Origin of the sequence: Alkalimarinus alittae (genome assembly GCF_026016465.1) — a bacterium.
GTDB lineage: Bacteria > Pseudomonadota > Gammaproteobacteria > Pseudomonadales > Oleiphilaceae > Alkalimarinus > Alkalimarinus alittae.
On record NZ_CP100390.1, the window covers coordinates 3665520 to 3683333 of the forward strand.

Genomic DNA, 17814 nt, shown 5'->3' on the forward strand with positions numbered 1-17814 from the left:
TACCCCCTTCCAATTACTGATCATCCAGAGCGATAGAACGGGGTCTTTCCAACCAGCCGCCACGACCATTTGGTACAATTTCTATCAATTCAAGCTGACTTTCTTCAATGGCGACGATGCGCCCATGATTTTTTCCTAGATACTGTCCGGCCTTAACCCTATGTATACCGCCTTCATTATCACTAATGAGTGCCCATAAAGTATTTGCCTCTTGTCGCTGTAACGTTCCGACCATTTTTAATGAGCCCAACCCAAACGTTTCGAGTAATTCTTTCGGTCGATCCACGTTAGGCTTAACGTTACTTTCAGTCTTTTCTTCCACCACTGAGCTCAATACTACATCAATGGGTCTTGAAAACGGGTCTCGTCGATTAGCTGCACTGTACGTAAACGACTGGTAGGCTTTAAACTCAGGTAACGGTTCAACCTTCCCTCTTGGTTTAGCCTTAGTCTCATCCATAAACTGGTCAAGATCTGCAAACCCGTCCCCACCAGTACAGCCAGAAATAACAAAGGAAACACCTAATATTGTCAGCAGGTTTCTAATATTCACTTACCTTTCCTCCCTGCTTTATAACGGTAGGTTTTCGCTTCTATACTCATAGACATTATTCCCTCACCGCCTTTTTCAGGGGTTATGGAGAAATCATGCAACGTTACAATTCGAGGCAAGCTCGCCACACCACTAACAAAGGATGCGATGTCATGGTAGGTGCCTTTTACAGCAATTTGTATCGGAAGTTCAATATAAAATTCTTTTTTAGTTTCAGGCTTTAGCTTGATTTCTTTAAACTCCAAGCCGCTACCTAACCCAGTATTGGTTATATCCTCCAATAAACCTGGAACTTCAGTATCCGTCGGCAACTGCTTAAGAAGCGCACCAAACGATTCTTCCATTTCAAGCATTTGCAACTTGTAGGCAGCTAAATTTGCCACTTTATACGCTTTAGTTTCAAACTGCTGCTTAAGTTCAGCTTCTTTGCTCGCCACCTGGTCTAACTGGGTTATTTGATCTTGAATTAAAAACCAATAACCTCCCCCCACAACAAGTGCAACAACAATAAAACTAACAATTGCTTTGATTGGGCCAGGCCACGAGCCGGCATTATTAAAATCGAGGTCATTGACATCGAAATTCTTTAGGCTTTCGAGTGATTCTGCAAAACTCACTTCTTTGTCTCCTTTTTATCTTCCGGAGTTTTCTGAGCCACAGTCATATTAAATTGACTCGCCGGTTCACCCTTTGCTACCGCCTTAACAGCAGTTAAATTAGGCTCACCAAACCACTCAGACGCCTCAAAATTTCGCATTAACCCTGCAATTCGGTTATTTGACTCTGCCAAACCGACAATGCTCAACTGATCACCTTTTTTGGTTACCTTACTATAGTAAAGTCCATCAGGTAGCGTTCTAACAAGCTCATCAAAGACTCTGACAATAACAGGCCGAGTACCCTGCAAATCTTGTATAACTTTCATTCTAGCTAGCAGTTCTTTTTTCTTTTTCTTGAGACCTTCAATTTCTTTGATCTTTTTGTCTAGAACAACCATTGAGGTCTGAAGATAATTATTTCGAGACTGCTGATACTCAATCTCTGAGGCCATATGCCCTTGCCAGAGAAAAACAACGCCAATAGCAATAATGAGCACACCAACTAGCATTGCAATAAATTGTTTCTGTCGTTCGGCCCGAAGTTCCTCTCGCCAAGGCCGGAGGTTAATCTTTGCCATTAATCAAAACTCCTCATCGCCAATCCACACGCGATCATCAACGATGGCGCATCATTACTTAGGGCAGACGCATTAACTCTTGAGTTTAACGCCATATCTGCAAACGGATTTGCGACAATCGTTGTCGTGCCTACTTTGTCTTGCACCAACTCCGCAATTCCACTTGTGGAAGCCGTACCACCGGCAAGAACCACTACATCAACCTCATTATACTGGCTTGACGAAAAGAAAAACTGTAACGAGCGCGCAACTTGTTGAACAACAGCTTCTTTAAAGGGCTCTAGCACTTCCATATCATAATCATCCGGAAGCCCCCCTTGTTTTTTGGCTAAGCCCGCTTCTTCTTGAGACAAACCATATCGCCGTTGTATCTCTTCTGTCAGTTGCTTGCCACCGAATAACTGCTCTCGAGTGTAGATGGTTTTGCCATCTGCAAGCACACTCAATGTTGTCATCGTTGCACCAATATCAACAACCGCAACCGTGCGCTCATCTGCGTCGGCATCCATTTGAGCATCGATTAGCTCAAATGCACGCTCCATCGCATAAGCTTCAACATCAACGACCTTCGCTTCAAGTCCGCCAATTTCCAGTGAATCCTCCCTAAGCTCAACGTTTTCCTTTCTGCATGCAGCAAGCAAAACATCCACTTGGTCTGGATTTTGTTCTGACGGCCCTTGAACTTCAAAGTCGATTGACACTTCATCGAGCGGATAAGGAATATACTGATCAGCTTCAACTGTTATCTGGTTTTCAAGCTCCTGCTCACTAAGCCCAGCAGCCATTTGAATAACCTTGGTAATAACAGCAGATCCAGCCACTGCAACAGCAGCTTGCTTGGAACTTGTTCTGGATTTAGCGACAACGCGCTTAATCACTTCACCAACAGCTTCAGCATCATTGATATTTTTTTCTACGACAGCATTGGGCGGCAACGGTTCAACAGCATAGCTTTCAACCCTATAGCGATTACCGTTTTTTCCGATTTCAAGCAACTTAACCGAAGTTGAGCTGATATCAATCCCAAGTAGCGTATTTGCTTTTTTTCCAATTAACCCAAACACTAGTAAACCCTATAAGTTCTAAACAGTTATATTTAGTTATTAGCGCAACACATGAAGAAGCGCTGCAGAGTTAAACAATTCTTAACTAATACCGTTAATAAAAAACACGTATAATAAAACCAATTTAAAGCAATTTCTTAAATAATAGACATATATTCATCACTTGTCAGGAAAAACATGTTGCGTTTTGTGAGTTTTTATCGATTTTTAGGCTGGTCTTTTGTTACAGGGCTTTGCGGCGCAGGTATATTAATTGCGTCATTCTACCTTTATCTTACCCCAAATCTACCTGATGTCGAACAGCTCAGGCATACCCAACTTCAAATTCCGCTACGTATTTTTTCGTCTGACGATAAATTAATAGCAGAGTTTGGCGAAAAGCGTAGGTCCCCTATAACCATAGACCAAGTTCCTGAAAAACTCTCCCAAGCATTTATTGCGGCGGAAGATAATCGCTTTTACGAACACCATGGCGTTGATATTAAAGGACTTTTACGAGCTGTAACTCAGCTTGCAACAAGCGGAAGGATACAATCTGGCGGCAGCACCATCACCATGCAGGTTGCAAAAAATTTCTTTTTGTCACGAGAAAAAACATTTACTCGTAAGTTCAACGAGATTTTGCTTGCTCTTCAAATAGAACAAGAACTATCTAAAGACGAAATTTTAGAGTTATATTTTAATAAGATTTATTTAGGTAATCGAGCCTACGGCATCGAGGCAGCATCACAAGTCTATTATGGGAAGTCTGTCGCAAAATTAACACTTGCTGAAATGGCGATGATTGCCGGACTACCTAAAGCACCTTCTCGATATAACCCTATTGCCAACCCATCCCGTGCGCTTATTAGACGAAATTGGATACTCGATCGGATGCTCGACCTTGGCTATATTGACCCTAACCAACACGCAGCAGCTCAAGAAACACCCATCACAGCGGTATATCACGGATCTAGCCCAGAGACGGAAGCACCTTACTTAGCAGAAATGGCCAGAAAAGAGCTCGTCGATAAGTATGGCGAAGAAGCTTACTCTGAAGGCTTTAACGTTTACCTGACCGTAAACAGCGTGCTACAAGAAGCTGCGAATAAAGCCGTTAGAAAAGGTTTAGAGGACTACGATGAGCGTCACGGATATCGAGGCCCAGAAAGCAAAATCTTACTTGATAATCCATTCTCTGCCGAAAGCATCAGCGCCAAGATCAATAACATGACCAACTATGGCGAACTTGTCATTGCAGTCGTTACAGGCATCAAAGATAACGAGGCAACGCTGTTTACCCAGGACTACGGTGAGATAATATTAGATTACGAAGGCGTCAAATGGGCAAGACCGTTTATCAGCGTGAACAGACGGGGCACAACCCCTAAAAAAATATCGGACGTTTTACAGCCGGGCGATATTATTAGAATTAAAAAAACGCAAGACAACAAAAACTGGAAGCTTGCGCAGACACCCAAGGTTCAAGGCACTTTAGTATCAATCGCCCCTTCTACCGGCGCAATAAAAGCCTTAGTTGGAGGTTACGATTTCGCACAAAGTAAATATAACAGAGCCCTACAAGCAGAACGCCAGGCTGGCTCCAACTTTAAGCCTTTTGTTTATTTAGCGGCCCTAGAGCATGGATCAACGGCCGCCACACTCATTAATGACGCCCCTATCGTTTTTGAAGATAAAAACCTAGAAGCCTCTTGGCGACCCGAAAACTCTAGCGGAAAGTTTTTCGGCCCAACTCGGTTAAGAACAGCACTCTACAAATCCCGAAACCTTGTATCGATAAGACTGCTTAAGAAAACAGGTGTCAGAACCACACGAAATTTCGTCAGTCGCTTTGGCTTTAATAGTGACGCCCTACCCAATGATCTTTCGCTAGCACTTGGAAGCGCAGTTATGACACCACTACAAGTGGCGACAGGCTATAGTACTATCGCTAACGGTGGTTACGAGTCACAACCTTATTTCATCGAGAAAATAGAAAACAGCAAAGGGGATATCGTATTTCAGGCAACCCCAACATTAACACCGAACGCAATTAAAGAACTAGCACTAAGCCCCCCAGCGGAGCCTATAAGAACAATCGCAGACATAGATAACAACCTACAAGAGCCAGACGTCGTACAGCTGGATAACATCGCATTCCGAGAAGGGCTCTCTACCGACCCAAGCGTACTTACGCCTAGCTACAAAGAAGCTAAAAGCATTATCGATGAACGCACTATTTATATTATGCACAGCATTTTAAAAGACGTAATCATCCGTGGTACAGGCCGCAGAGCTCAAGCCCTTAGGCGATCAGATCTAACTGGCAAAACCGGCACCACCAACGATCAAAAGGACGCATGGTTTTCGGGCTTCAATACAGAAACCCAAACAACCGTTTGGGTTGGGTTTGACCAACCTACAACGCTGGGCAGAAGAGAGTACGGTGCGACCGCGGCACTCCCTATCTGGATTGACTACATGCGAGTTGCCTTGGCTAATACTCCAAGCGCGAACATGAAACAACCAGAAGGCATTGTTACAGTGAAGATAAACACAGAAACAGGCGCGCTTGCCAAGGCGGGAGAGAAGAATACTATCTTTGAGATATTCCGAAAGGAAAACGCCCCGCAACCTGAGCATACACCGGCAGGCAATCAGTCAGTAGAACAACCTTCAGCCGTTGATGACATTATTACCGCAGAAGATATATTTTAACTCATAGCAACCAAAACAGCATTTAGACTTATGCTCCCTAACACCCATCAGGGAGCATAATATCCAGCGCTACAGGCAAGTGATCTGAAACGGGGTACATCACAACCCCCGCTTTGGCAATCTTCAATGAAGGGCTAACTAGAATGTGGTCCAATGCCTTGCCAGGTCTCCAACTCGGAAAACTATGAGCCGCCCCAGGCAACGATACCAAACTCAACCCTTTTAGAGGTGACTCTTCGAGCAAACGCTCAGCGTGAGTATTCATATCCCCCATCAAGACAACATGCCGGTACTCAGAAATGACATCCCGAATAAATCCCAACTGCTTATTTTGAGCTTTAGCACTGAGCGATAAATGCATAACAACCAGCACCAAAGGGTCGCTTGCTTTTCCGTACTTAACCACAATCGCCCCCCTACCTGGGATAATTCCAGGCAGCCGGTATTCATCCACGCTTAGCGGCTGTATTCGACTAAGAAAGCCATTACTGTGTTGCGCAACCCGCCCTAGGTTTCGATTTAATTGTTGGTACCAATATGGAAAGCCTCCCGCCTCCGCCAAATATTGAACCTGATTTACAAAGCCACTTCGAATACTGCCTCCGTCAACTTCTTGCAACGCGACAGCATCATAGTGTTGAAGTAACATCGATATTTTATTGAGGTTTTCAATACGCGAACGATTAGGTAAAAAATGCTGCCAACTACGCGTAAGGTAGTGTCTATAAGAGAACGTTGAAATGCCAACCTGGATATTAAATGTTAATAGACGAATATGCTTTTGAGCCTCAAAAGATCCGCCACACTCCAAGCCCGAGCTCCGCCCATGTACCTTAGTCACCTCGTTGTGTCGATAACTATTTATTTTGGACTTTATCTCTCGATACATAGCGGTTAATCTGCCCTTTATGGGTGCGAGAACACCCTATATGTAATCGCACCAACATATTAATCTAACTGTAAATCTAAGACCTTTCTCGCTACTGCCCTAAAGTTGCTCGCTCTTTTTCAATAAGAAAGTCAGCAACCTTTAGCATATTTTCATTACTTCCTGCTTCTGACGAGCTGATACGGTATTTGCCATTCACAATAAGCGCAGGAACACCCGTCGCACGATAGCTAATCGCACGAGCATTAGCTTGATCCACTTTTGACTTCACACTGAACGATTTAAATGCTTTTTTGAATTTTGCTTCTTCAATTCCAAAACCAGCAAAAAACCGTGCCAATTCAGCCTCACTACTTAACGGTTTTCTATCTCTCACTATGGCATCAAATAATGGCTGGTGCATTTTTTCTTGTACACCCAGCACCTCTGCAGCATAAAACGCCTGTGCATGAATTGTCCATACAGGGCCAAAGGTAGCCGGAGACAGCCAGAAATCCACATCATCAGCCAACCCTTCAGACCAGTGATGCACGATTGGATTGAATTTATAGCAATGAGGGCAGCCGTACCAAAAAAGCTCAACCACCTCGACCTTACTAGCATCCCGCGTACGTACAGGGTATGGAAGGATTTTATAATGCTTACCTGCAATCCATTCTGCCTTATCAGCGCTCTCAGCACTGGCAGCACTCACTACCCATGAGAACGGCAACAAAACCATCACCAAAATAAACTTAGCCCACACTTGCTTCATTATTATCCCCTCTAGTTTTAACGCTTTAAACGACAGATTAACGTCGAGTATTTTATATAATAGAGTCAGCATATTAGCATCATTATTAACGCACACAATTAAACTTTTGCAATATTCAGGCATAAAAAAACCCCTTAAAAGGGGTTTTTAAAACACTAAAAGTGCTTAGTGTAAGCCACTCACATAACTCGCAACCGCTTCAATTTCAGCGTCACTTAGTTTTGCAGCAACATCACGCATCATTCGTGAATCACCATCATTTGTTCGCTCACCAGAACGGAACTTCTTAAGCTGAGCAGCAACATATACGGAGTACTGACCAGAAAGAGCGGGGAACGCCGCAGGACCATTACCCTTACCACTTGGACCGTGGCACGCTGTACATGCCGCAGCACCTGTTGCCAAATTGCCTGCACGGTACAATGACTGACCTTTTTCCACTAAGTCAGCTTTAGCCTGACTCGTTGATGTTTTTTGCGTTGCAAAGTAGGCAGCAATATCCAGCATATCTTGATCGGTCAAATTATCTAGTAAACCAGTCATTTCAGGAACCGGCCGAGCGCCACTTTTAATATCGTTCATCTGCTTAACGAGGTATTTTTCTCCCTGAGCAGCCAGTTTTGGGAAAGTCGGTACCAAGCTATTACCATCAACACCGTGACACCCAGCACAAACGGCTGTTTTTTGCTGACCGGCAGTCGCATCCCCTTCAGCTTGAGCCACCCCAGTAAAGCCTATGGCCAAAACAAGACCTGCTATAAAATTTTTCATGTCAGCCCACTCTCTCATTATGTCTTAAATTTATTACGCTTAATTTTGTCGTCGACAAATTATCAGCAATAGTACCTGCGCAAAACCCTATTAATTGATCTGTCGCAATGTTATGACTACTTTTATCGGCTAATGAACGACCGATTGTAAAGCTCTTACAACGCCTTACCCTGCATGACGCAGCATGACGCAGCAAAAACGATTCGGCATTATACACTATGAAAAAACTGATTAAACCCTATATGCACATATCAAGTATACATTCATATAAAATACAAACAGACTGTAAATCAGAATTATAACGGTACTTACTCGAAGCAACAGGTAAAGACAGCTATAATAACGAACCTGAATTCTTCAATAAGACTACGACGCCAACAAGGTTTGCTAGTTCGCTAACGTAAACCTTAGATTAAGACAGCCTTAACCGGCTAACTAGTCACATTGTATACCCGTTAACGCTTTATATAAGCAAGAGATGTCCATTTTAATGAGCGAACAGCAGCCAAAAATCTCATACAACAGCGCAAGATTTTTATTGAGTGCGCCGACTATAATGCAATGTCCTACAGACAGCGGTAGTGAAGTCGCGTTTGCAGGTAGGTCCAATGCAGGTAAGTCTTCTGCCATCAACACCATTACTAATAATTCTAAGCTAGCTCGAACAAGTAAAACGCCCGGCCGAACACAGCTCATTAATTTTTTCACACTAAACGTGCCAGGATGCCGTTTAGTAGATTTGCCAGGCTATGGCTACGCTAAAGTTTCTAAAGAAGTTAAAACAGAGTGGCAAGAACACATGGATGAGTACCTGCACGCACGCCAGAGCCTGAAAGGCTTAGTGCTTGTAATGGATATTCGAAAGCCGCTTTCTGACTTCGACACAATGATGCTTGAGTGGGCTGAAGCGAGCAAACTCCCTATATCAATACTACTAACAAAAGCAGACAAACTTCGCCCTGGTGCTGCAAAGAATATGCTGGCAAAAATAAAGTCAGATTTAAAAGATGTTGAGTACTTAGCCTCTGTCGTTTTATTCTCTAGCCTGAAGAAATCAGGTGTCGAAAATGCAAGAACGCAACTCGACAACTGGTTAATGGAAGGCAATTCAGTAGCCGACGCTCAGTCTGACAACGCCACTGAAGAGCCTTAATACTTTTTAAACATTCAGAACATTCAGGGCAATCAGAAACATCACATTGCCCTGAAACTTTAAGCGTCTTCAGCCAACCCTGCGTCACTAGACCTATATCGCACCTGCAAGCTTTTAATTTCTGCAACATAAGAAGCCGTTAAATACGGCACGGTAAATGACAGCACCTGATAGATACCTTGCTTTAACATGTCTTTATTAATGCCCGTATTACCTTCACCCGCATGCGCTGTTTTTAGGTATGCCATCCAATTGGTCACGACTAGCCAAACATTCAGCGCCATGGACTCAATGTGCTCATCATCTAAGTCTTTTAACACCCCATCCAACCCTTTCTGCAGTCCTTTTAGAATTTTTTTAATCGCATTTAGGCAACGAACGGTAAACGCACGATAATCCTTTCTTAATCGCTCATCGCTATCTAGCAAAAACTCCAAGTCTCGATGAAAAAAGCGATAACTCCATAAGCCACCAAAAACCGACTCAAGATAGTAAACAAGATCATTAAGGTCTAGCGGGCGATCTTCTGGAATCTGGAGGTAGTGATCAACCAGCATTTCATACTGAATAAAAATCTCATAAATAATGTCTGACTTATTGCGAAAATGGTAATAAAGATTACCGGGAGACATATTCAGGTTGGCGGCAATATGGTTGGTCGTAACGTTTCGCTCCCCTTTCTCATTAAAGAGTTCAAGGCTCGCTAAAATAATTTTATCTCTAGTTTTCATATACGATTAACCAAGTATCCCGTCTTTAATATTCAACCTAATTCCTGTTCCGCTACCGTCATTAAGCACTGCATGACCTGATGCTACAACATACGGATGCCAGAAGAGGCTAGCAACCTATAATACATCATAAGAACACCGACCGAAAAACATATAGCCAGAAACTTATTGACCCTATCTCAGTTCATAAATATGCCCCTGATCATTATTTCAACTAAAAATAGTTGACAGTTAGAGTATATACTCTAATAATAGAAACCATAACCTAACGAACTAATTACTTAATTTAAAATCGCATCCAGTCAATAACTGGATTTTGGAGGCAAATAATGGTCACTAATGTTGTTCAACTTACCGAGAGTAAAAAACACATACAGCATTTGAATCGAGCATTTGATGATCAACGAAATGCTTTCCGTAATAATCCGATGCCGACACTGGAGCAGCGCAAAGATCATTTAAAAACGCTTAAGAGTGTTTTACTAAAGAACCAAGATCGCTTTATTACTGCCATCAACAAAGACTTCAGCAGCCGTTCAGAAGATGAAACACTCTTGGCTGAAATAATGCCGGCCATTCAAGGTATTAATTATGCGCTCAAGAACTTATCCAAGTGGATGAAACCATCTAAGCGTCATGTCAGCTTAGTTTTCCAGCCTGCAACTAATAAAGTTTATTATCAACCACTAGGTGTGGTGGGCGTAATAGTGCCTTGGAACTACCCTCTATTCCTTGCTGTTGGGCCTCTTACAGGTGCTTTAGCGGCAGGTAACCGGGTAATGATCAAAATGTCAGAATATACACCGGAAACATCAAAGCTATTTAAAGAGATCATTGAAGACATTTTCCCTGAAAACCTAGTCAGCGTTACCACTGGTGATGCAGATGTCGCGATAGAGTTTTCTAAAAAACCATGGGGGCACTTACTCTTCACAGGCTCTACCGCTGTCGGTAGACATGTAATGCGTGCTGCAGCTGAAAACTTAACACCCGTAACACTCGAATTAGGCGGCAAGTCTCCTGCTATCATCTCTCCGGATGTTCCGATGAACGATGCGGCAGAGCGCATTGCTTTTGGTAAGGCATTTAACGTTGGTCAAACCTGTGTTGCACCTGATTACGTGCTATGCCCTTCTGACCGAGTCGAACAGTTTGTTGAGTCATTTAAATCTCGTTTTGCAACCATGTACCCAACACTAAAAGAGAATAATGATTACAGTAGTATTATCGATGAGCGCCAACGCGATCGCTTAAAACACTATATTGATGACGCTATCAATAAAGGTGCCACCGTTATTGAAGTAAACCCAGCTAATGAAGACTTCAAACAAGGCACTCGCAAACTGCCTATCCATTTAGTGTTAAACGCAAATGACTCAATGTTAGTCATGCAGGAAGAAATTTTTGGTCCTATTTTACCGATTGTTTCATACAACCAAATAGATGAAGCAATTGAGTTTATAAATGACCGCCCTCACCCACTAGCGCTTTATTACTTTGGATACGACAAGAACGCCCAACAGCATATTCTTGATCACACCCATTCTGGCGGTGTCTGCATCAATGACACCCTTATGCATGTTGCGCAAGATGACATGCCTTTTGGCGGCGTGGGTACATCGGGCATGGGTCATTATCACGGCGAAGAAGGCTTCCGAACATTCTCTAGTGCGAAAGGTGTATTTGCCAAGCAACGCATCAATAGTGGCAAAGCGATACACCCGCCTCACGGGTCAGTACTTCACAAAGCGATTTATTCACTCTTTATTCGCTAATAACCAAGCTTACTAAGCGGGTTATCACTTTTAAAAGGCTGTCTACGTGACAGCCTTTTTAATTTTACCTCTTAGAATTTGTACTAGCGCCTTAATTTGGTTAAGATTCTGCCCAATTTAGGAATATCTCTTTGGGCCATCGCCACATGAATATTGTTGTTTATCCTGGTACTTTCGATCCCATCACCAACGGTCATACCGACCTTGTTGAGCGGGCATCAAAAATGTTTGATAAAGTTATTCTGGCTGTTGCAGAAAGCCCTAAAAAAAGCCCTCTTCTTTCGTTAGAAAAACGAGTAACGCTTGCGCAAGAATGCTTAAGTCATCTCGATAATATTGAAGTGGTAGGCTTTAATAATCTTTTGGCTGAGTTCACCAAACAACATGATGCCAATATAATTTTACGGGGAATTCGAGCCGTTTCGGATTTTGAATATGAATTTCAATTAGCCGATATGAACCGCCGTTTAGCCCCCAACGTTGAAAGTGTTTTCCTCACCCCAGCCAATCACCTTTCATATATCTCGTCGACGCTTATTCGTGAGATTTCCGCACTGGGTGGTGATGTTTCGGAGTTTGTAAGCCCAATTGTCGTTCAGGCACTAAACGAACACTTTAAATAATTCTTAACACTATTAACGCCGCTCTCAATCACGCCAACCGTGATTAGACGTAAATGAGGTACTCAAAATGGCATTAATTATTACTGATGATTGCATTAACTGTGATGTTTGCGAACCTGAATGCCCTAACGAAGCAATCACCCCAGGGGAAGAAATATACGAGATTGACCCTGACAAATGCACAGAGTGTGTAGGTCACTATGATGAGCCTCAGTGCCAGCAAGTCTGCCCTGTAGACTGTATTCCTGTTGATCCAGCCAAAATAGAAACCGAAGAAGAGTTAATGGAAAAATACCACAAACTTACAGGCTAAGGTCTCAATATTAATAATGTTGTCAGCCAAGGATTAGAATGATGAAGGCTAGATTATTACTCATTATAAATACCTTTTTCGTATCTGCATTAATGGTGGGTTGCGCTAGCAACCAACCCACTTCAAGCAAGGCGGCGATTGCAACATCACACCCGTTAGCCACGCAAGCAGGCTTTAGAGCTCTAGACCAAGGAGGGAACGCTTTTGATGCTGCGGTAGCGGCATCCTCAGTTCTTTCGGTGGTTTCACCCTATGCAGCGGGCCTCGGGGGCGGTAGTTTTTGGTTGCTTCAAAAGAGAAACGGCAGCACTACATTTATTGATGCCAGAGAGGTCTCACCACAGCAAGGCATCTCCTTCACAGACCTTAATGCCCACTCTTTTTTAGAACACCCTCTGTCAGCAGCAATACCCGGTCAGCCCGCAGCGCTTGCACACGTATCTAAACATTACGGTATCCGCCCTTTAGCCGCCAACCTCTCCGATGCACTGCACCTTGCAACTCGAGGATTTCGCGTAGACAAACAATATGAACGCTATGCATCTTTACGCTTAAACGCCTTAAGAAACCAGCCTAATTCACTTTATCTAAACCAAGGCAGCATCCCTAATAAAGGCACCATTATAAAACAACCCGAACTGGCCGAGACCTTAATTCAGCTAGGAAGAAAAGGGCATAACGGCTTTTACCAAGGCGATGTTGCCAACAGACTTGTTTCTGACATAACGCGTGCCGGCGGTACTTGGACCCTTCAGGACCTCCAAAGTTACGCTATTGTCGAGCGCCCAGCGATTTCGTTTGCTTATAAAGAGGCTATTATCACCACTTCTCCACCCCCCTCTTATGGCGGCATCGCATTACAACAAACACTTAAAATCCTAGAGCGATTTGATACCGATCAGATGACCCGAGTAGAACAAATAGACCTACTCTCTCCTATAATGCGCTGGACCAACCCAAGCACTGCCACATGGCTTGGTGACCCTGAGTTCTCAAAACAGCCTATTGAGCAACTCACTTCAGGCTCTTACCTTAGCTATCTTGCAGGCAATATTGCCGAAAATAAAACGATAGACATAAACACCCCGCCTTCCAAGCCTCTGAGCGATGGCGAAGTCTTCACTCCACACATATCGATCGTGGATAAGTGGGGTAACAAAGCATCACTTTCATTAAGTATGAACATGTCTTTTGGCTCTACCTTCACATCACAGACTACCGGCGTACTACTTAATAACAGCCTGGCGAATTTCAGCACTAACAGTCGGCCAACCAACAGCCCACTGAGCACCAACGGCACCAAAACAATACGCAATAAGGGCTTCCTCGCACCCAGCAGCAACGCACCAGCACCAAGCAAACGACCTTTATCTTTTATGACCCCGACATTAGTTGAGACGGCTAACTCAAGCGCCATCATAGGTGTCTCTAGTGGCAACCAAACACTTACAGCGCTCATATTTACAGTGTTAGACTATATGAACAATGAGCCCATTAATCGCTGGAGTCGAGGGCTCAAGTACCACTACAACGCTCAATCCGGTCATCTCGAACTAGCGCCTTCAACGCTCTCAGATTTAGAACAAAACACCCTTAACAATCTGGGCCATAGCCTTGAGTCACGGCAGTTCAACCCCACAGACATACAGGTTATTCGCACAGATAAGATGACAGGAAACATTGAAGCATCATCAGGTTCAGCTGGGAGTGGTCAAGCCATTGTGCGTTAAAATTCTGCTAGACAGACGCTTACATTAAGATATTCAAGCACTATCAAAACACACCTTCCTATCTCTTTATTTTTAAAACTGTTTATTCTTGTCTACACTGTATTCAATATGCCTATCTTTAGCGCAGAAATGAACCCATTGGAGCAACCTATAAATGGCAGAAAAAGATAAAGCCGAAGAGCAAGAGGAGCTGTCAGAAGAGCAGCGAATTTCGATGCTTGAGAAAAGCGTTACCGCAAACAAAGTTGTGCTACTGATACTCGCGCTAACGCTCATCATAGCCATCTCGGTCACCCTCACCACAATGATCATCTCTAGCATGAGCGAAGATGGAGCTCTGGGTGAGCAAGAAGCCTTTATTCAAATACAACTAGAACTGACAACGCTTAAAGAGCAAGTCGCCGCTCAACAAGCGACCATCACAAAATCTGAACAAGCTTACGCAGCGCTAAAAGGGCTGCTAGATAACAGCAGTGCGCCAACGTTTCAGCGAATTTTACTGCAGCAGGAAAAAAGTTATCAAGAGTTCATAAAATCGATGAAATCAGGTATGTACGATTTAGCTCATATGGTACCAGGCTCAAGAACATGGTTGGAGCTGTACACCGAACAGATGAACTCAGCGGTTTCCCTGAGCCAGCAACGAGAGCGAGATCTTAAGCGATTACAAACGGGCGAACCCCTGATTGAACCAGACTTTTAAGCAACGCCAAACGTGCAAATAAGTTAACGTTCACACAAAAAAAGCGGAGCCGTTAATACGCGCTCCGCTTTTTTATGATCGCGACTTACATCAACGGCGGCAGTGGCATTTCGGTACCGTTAATATTAATCACCATGCTCTCTAACTTGGCTTCCGTTTTATAAACGTCGCCGTCTTTAACTATCAAGTTTTGAGCGAGCAGGCCTTCTAGTTGCTGCTGTATTTGGGGGCCTGCAAGCGCTAATAACTGAACAGGAACAGCCAACGATAAATGCCCCTTAGTTGTTTGCAGCAATGCCCCAGGACCTGCGTTAGCGGCAGTATCTGACTCAGGCTGCTCTATATGCAATACACCGGTCACATCACCTTTAGGTGTATTTACAAACAGCTCAGAAATATCTATTTTTAATCCCTTATTGAATAACGCCGTTACATCTTGGCCGATACGCGCAAACTGCTCCATTTGCGCCATCGCTTGCTGCTGAGGGTCCGTAATTTGAGACGTTTCTTCGAGCTTGTCGAATGTCCCCATTAGCGTATCAAACTCTACAATCGCTAAATCCTTTAAGCTAAAGACCAATTTTTGATTCTTAAATTCTTCTTCATTTAACTTAACGCTATCAATAGACATTTCGAAGCCAGAATCAATTCTTCCTTTCGACGCCTCTTCTGTAATCGAGGTCATTTTAAGATTTATAAGATCAAACCGCTGTTCAGAATCCAAGCCAGAAATAGAGTCCAAGGTGAGCACCATATCGCTCGTCCACAAATAGTCAGTTAACTGGCTGCCTGTTTGGGTCATAGAAAGCTGGCCGATAGCAAGGTCCTTTCCGTCTGCCCCAGTCATTTTCATGCCAGGCCAATTAATACTCGCGGTTACCTGCTTGTAATCAGATGGAACATCAACCGTCATTTCAAACACTGAAATTGAAATCTTATCGCCCATTTCAGGGTCAGTAAAATCAATATTAGGCGTTGTTGCTACCACTGAAGCATCACCAAACACATTAACCGTTGTTACTATTTCAACAGGAGGCTTATCACCCAAAATATCTTTTAATGACGCCGTTGTTTCTTCATCTAAAGCCAGATGAGATACCGCTTTAACAGAATAAATACCATGTGAAAAATGAGTTTTAAAACGAACCTCTTGAGGCATCTCGTCATCAAGCTCTGATCTATCAAACTTAATTCTTGTCACCGAGTCTGCGCCAAAATACCCTTTCTCGTAGCTCTCACTAACCGCTTCTACCCCTGCCTGAGCATTAAGTGCTTCAATTGCCTGATGATACTGACTCTCTGCCTGAGTACCGCTGATATATGGCCCGCTTAATGCGATTACCCCCAGACCTACTAGTCCGACACCAACCAATTTATTCATCTATCTACTCCAGTGATTAATTTAGCAAGTGGTCATTCACTTACTTTTTTCGCATTTAACATCAATAACTAATTTAATAATACTGCGGTTCATATTCGCTTCAAATACTTTCTTAACGCCAGGGTTAATTGTCCCTCTTCGCTTTACGGGAAGTTCAGGGCCATTCTTAAACACTACATCGCATAATACGGGTACAGACTCATCATTTTCAATAAAAGCCATTCCCTTTAACCCAAGCAAGCTTGTCTCTACCTTTACGTCCAAATTATTAAGCGTTTCATTTAAATAAATAGGCGTAGCAGATACGGAAAACGCTATGCATTGTAGCGCAATAGCGGCAAGCATAGCCCAACATAGCCCTCTACTTTCTTTTCGGTATAGTTTTATCATAACGATTTCCTTTATCAAAGGTGAGCATTTCAGCAATGCTATTCTTCAACAGGGTCTTTTACATCCGGCCCCATAATAATGGCCAACCATTTTGTCTCTTCACTACTTTCAAACGCTATTTTCAACAACATCGTTAATGGAACCGACAGAAGCATGCCAACCGGCCCCATAACCCATCCCCAAAAAACTAATGACAAGAACACCACAAGTGTAGAAAGCCCAAGACCCCTGCCCATATAACGGGGTTCAATTATATTACCCATAACGATGTTGGCGAATAGAAAGCCCGCCCCCGCAAACAAAGCAGAGAAAGGCCCTAATTGTATCAGCGCAAGCAGTACCGCCGGCACTGCCGCGATAATAGACCCAATGTTAGGGACAAAGTTGAACAAGAACGCAACAACCCCCCACAACAGCGCATAATCCACCCCTACGACCAACAGCCAAATATAAATAACTAAGCCTGTTAACAGACTAATAATTGATTTGATCGTCATGTAATTTTTCACATCATCTAGAAAACGGACAATATGAGCCATATGACTGCTATCTTTGCCGAATGCCAATTGCAGTTTATTAGGTAGACTTGAACCCTCGAACAACATAAAAATAACGGTCAGTATAATCATAAAGGAGTTTGATAAAACACCTCCCAGACTGCCCAAGGTATTTGCAGCAATCTTAAGTATCACGCCAGGGTCAAAGTGCTCCTGAAGCACCGTTTTAGGTACTTCAATCCCCCACCCTTCAACAGTTGTCGTGAAGCTAATAAACAAATCTTGCAGTCTCTCTTGATAAAGCGGTAAGTCACGCGAGAAGTCTGAAATAGAAGAGGCAATGATCGTAATAAATAAAAACTGGATAGCCGTTATACCAATAACAACAATAAAAAGAGAGGCCCAGTCAGGTACGCCCTTACGTAACATAAACATAAATGGAGGCGCACAAATAATGGCAAAAAAGCCAGACAACAAAAACGTAACCATTAACGATTCTGCTGTTTTTATACCCGCAACTACCACCACAAACGCAGCAAAAATTATAATAACGCGCGACGCGCTAGAAAACCCCATATTGTCTTGCATATACTTTCCGTAGTTAGCCTTCTGG

Annotated in this window: 18 protein-coding genes; 7 read left to right on the top strand and 11 right to left on the bottom strand. The window is 43.3% G+C overall.

Features of this window, described 5'->3' with window-relative positions:
• Window positions 1-13: 13 nt before the first annotated feature.
• The 4 genes from NKI27_RS16515 to NKI27_RS16530 are packed head-to-tail and all read right to left on the bottom strand — an operon-like array spanning window position 14 to window position 2794.
• Window positions 14-553 (bottom strand): pilus assembly protein PilP, encoded by a 540-nt coding sequence (locus NKI27_RS16515; protein ID WP_265047127.1) that lies wholly within the window; start codon window positions 551-553, stop codon window positions 14-16.
• Window positions 550-1170 carry a type IV pilus inner membrane component PilO gene (gene pilO, locus NKI27_RS16520; RefSeq protein ID WP_265047128.1) on the bottom strand — a complete coding sequence of 207 codons (621 nt, stop codon included), beginning with the start codon at window positions 1168-1170 and terminating at the stop codon, window positions 550-552. The genes NKI27_RS16515 and pilO overlap by 4 nt, the downstream gene beginning before the upstream one ends.
• Complete coding sequence (locus tag NKI27_RS16525; RefSeq protein ID WP_265047129.1) at window positions 1167-1730, bottom strand: PilN domain-containing protein; 564 nt, start codon at window positions 1728-1730, stop codon at window positions 1167-1169. The genes pilO and NKI27_RS16525 overlap by 4 nt, the downstream gene beginning before the upstream one ends.
• Window positions 1730-2794 (bottom strand): pilus assembly protein PilM, encoded by a 1065-nt coding sequence (locus NKI27_RS16530; protein ID WP_265047130.1) that lies wholly within the window; start codon window positions 2792-2794, stop codon window positions 1730-1732. Before NKI27_RS16530 ends, NKI27_RS16525 begins: the two co-directional genes overlap by 1 nt.
• A 177-nt stretch (window positions 2795-2971) precedes the next feature.
• Here NKI27_RS16530 and NKI27_RS16535 point away from each other — a divergent pair, with 177 nt between their 5' ends.
• Window positions 2972-5491, top strand: a complete 2520-nt coding sequence (locus NKI27_RS16535) for a penicillin-binding protein 1A (protein WP_265047131.1) — start codon at window positions 2972-2974, stop codon at window positions 5489-5491.
• Between the two features lie 37 nt (window positions 5492-5528).
• On the opposite strand, the gene NKI27_RS16540 is transcribed toward NKI27_RS16535, so the two are convergent.
• From NKI27_RS16540 to NKI27_RS16550, 3 genes are all read right to left on the bottom strand, one after another.
• The gene (locus NKI27_RS16540) at window positions 5529-6332 is read right to left on the bottom strand and encodes an endonuclease/exonuclease/phosphatase family protein (RefSeq protein WP_265047132.1); all 804 of its coding nucleotides are present in this window, start codon (window positions 6330-6332) and stop codon (window positions 5529-5531) included.
• Window positions 6333-6471: 139 nt separating this feature from the next.
• Window positions 6472-7206 carry a thiol:disulfide interchange protein DsbA/DsbL gene (locus NKI27_RS16545; RefSeq protein WP_265047133.1) on the bottom strand — a complete coding sequence of 245 codons (735 nt, stop codon included), beginning with the start codon at window positions 7204-7206 and terminating at the stop codon, window positions 6472-6474.
• Window positions 7207-7299: 93 nt separating this feature from the next.
• A complete protein-coding gene (locus tag NKI27_RS16550) occupies window positions 7300-7905 on the bottom strand; it encodes a c-type cytochrome (RefSeq protein WP_265047134.1) in 606 nt (201 codons plus the stop codon).
• Between the two features lie 490 nt (window positions 7906-8395).
• On the opposite strand from NKI27_RS16550, the gene yihA reads away from it, so the two are divergent.
• Window positions 8396-9058, top strand: coding sequence for a ribosome biogenesis GTP-binding protein YihA/YsxC (gene yihA / locus NKI27_RS16555; protein ID WP_265047135.1), 663 nt, complete (start codon window positions 8396-8398; stop codon window positions 9056-9058).
• A gap of 59 nt (window positions 9059-9117) precedes the next feature.
• Here the strand turns inward: yihA and NKI27_RS16560 are convergent, their stop codons facing one another.
• Window positions 9118-9789, bottom strand: coding sequence for a TetR/AcrR family transcriptional regulator (locus NKI27_RS16560; RefSeq protein WP_265047136.1), 672 nt, complete (start codon window positions 9787-9789; stop codon window positions 9118-9120).
• 329 nt (window positions 9790-10118) lie between these two features.
• On the opposite strand from NKI27_RS16560, the gene NKI27_RS16565 reads away from it, so the two are divergent.
• From NKI27_RS16565 to NKI27_RS16585, 5 genes are all read left to right on the top strand, one after another.
• Entirely contained in the window at window positions 10119-11564 is a 1446-nt protein-coding gene (locus tag NKI27_RS16565; RefSeq protein WP_265047137.1) for a coniferyl aldehyde dehydrogenase, read from the top strand.
• A 146-nt stretch (window positions 11565-11710) separates the two neighbouring features.
• Window positions 11711-12187 (top strand): pantetheine-phosphate adenylyltransferase, encoded by a 477-nt coding sequence (gene coaD / locus NKI27_RS16570; RefSeq protein WP_265047138.1) that lies wholly within the window; start codon window positions 11711-11713, stop codon window positions 12185-12187.
• Window positions 12188-12254: 67 nt separating this feature from the next.
• Entirely contained in the window at window positions 12255-12500 is a 246-nt protein-coding gene (locus tag NKI27_RS16575) for a YfhL family 4Fe-4S dicluster ferredoxin (RefSeq protein WP_265047139.1), read from the top strand.
• Window positions 12501-12538: 38 nt separating this feature from the next.
• A complete protein-coding gene (locus NKI27_RS16580) occupies window positions 12539-14230 on the top strand; it encodes a gamma-glutamyltransferase family protein (protein ID WP_265047140.1) in 1692 nt (563 codons plus the stop codon).
• A gap of 154 nt (window positions 14231-14384) precedes the next feature.
• Window positions 14385-14933, top strand: coding sequence for a hypothetical protein (locus NKI27_RS16585; protein ID WP_265047141.1), 549 nt, complete (start codon window positions 14385-14387; stop codon window positions 14931-14933).
• 85 nt (window positions 14934-15018) lie between these two features.
• Here the strand turns inward: NKI27_RS16585 and NKI27_RS16590 are convergent, their stop codons facing one another.
• From NKI27_RS16590 to NKI27_RS16600, 3 genes are read right to left on the bottom strand one after another with little or no spacing between them, the layout of a single operon-like run.
• Entirely contained in the window at window positions 15019-16314 is a 1296-nt protein-coding gene (locus tag NKI27_RS16590) for a YdgA family protein (RefSeq protein WP_265047142.1), read from the bottom strand.
• Between the two features lie 36 nt (window positions 16315-16350).
• On the bottom strand, window positions 16351-16704 hold the full coding sequence (locus NKI27_RS16595; RefSeq protein ID WP_265047143.1) for a hypothetical protein: 354 nt from the start codon (window positions 16702-16704) through the stop codon (window positions 16351-16353).
• A 38-nt stretch (window positions 16705-16742) separates the two neighbouring features.
• Window positions 16743-17789 carry an AI-2E family transporter gene (locus NKI27_RS16600; protein WP_265047144.1) on the bottom strand — a complete coding sequence of 349 codons (1047 nt, stop codon included), beginning with the start codon at window positions 17787-17789 and terminating at the stop codon, window positions 16743-16745.
• Window positions 17790-17814 lie beyond the last annotated feature (25 nt).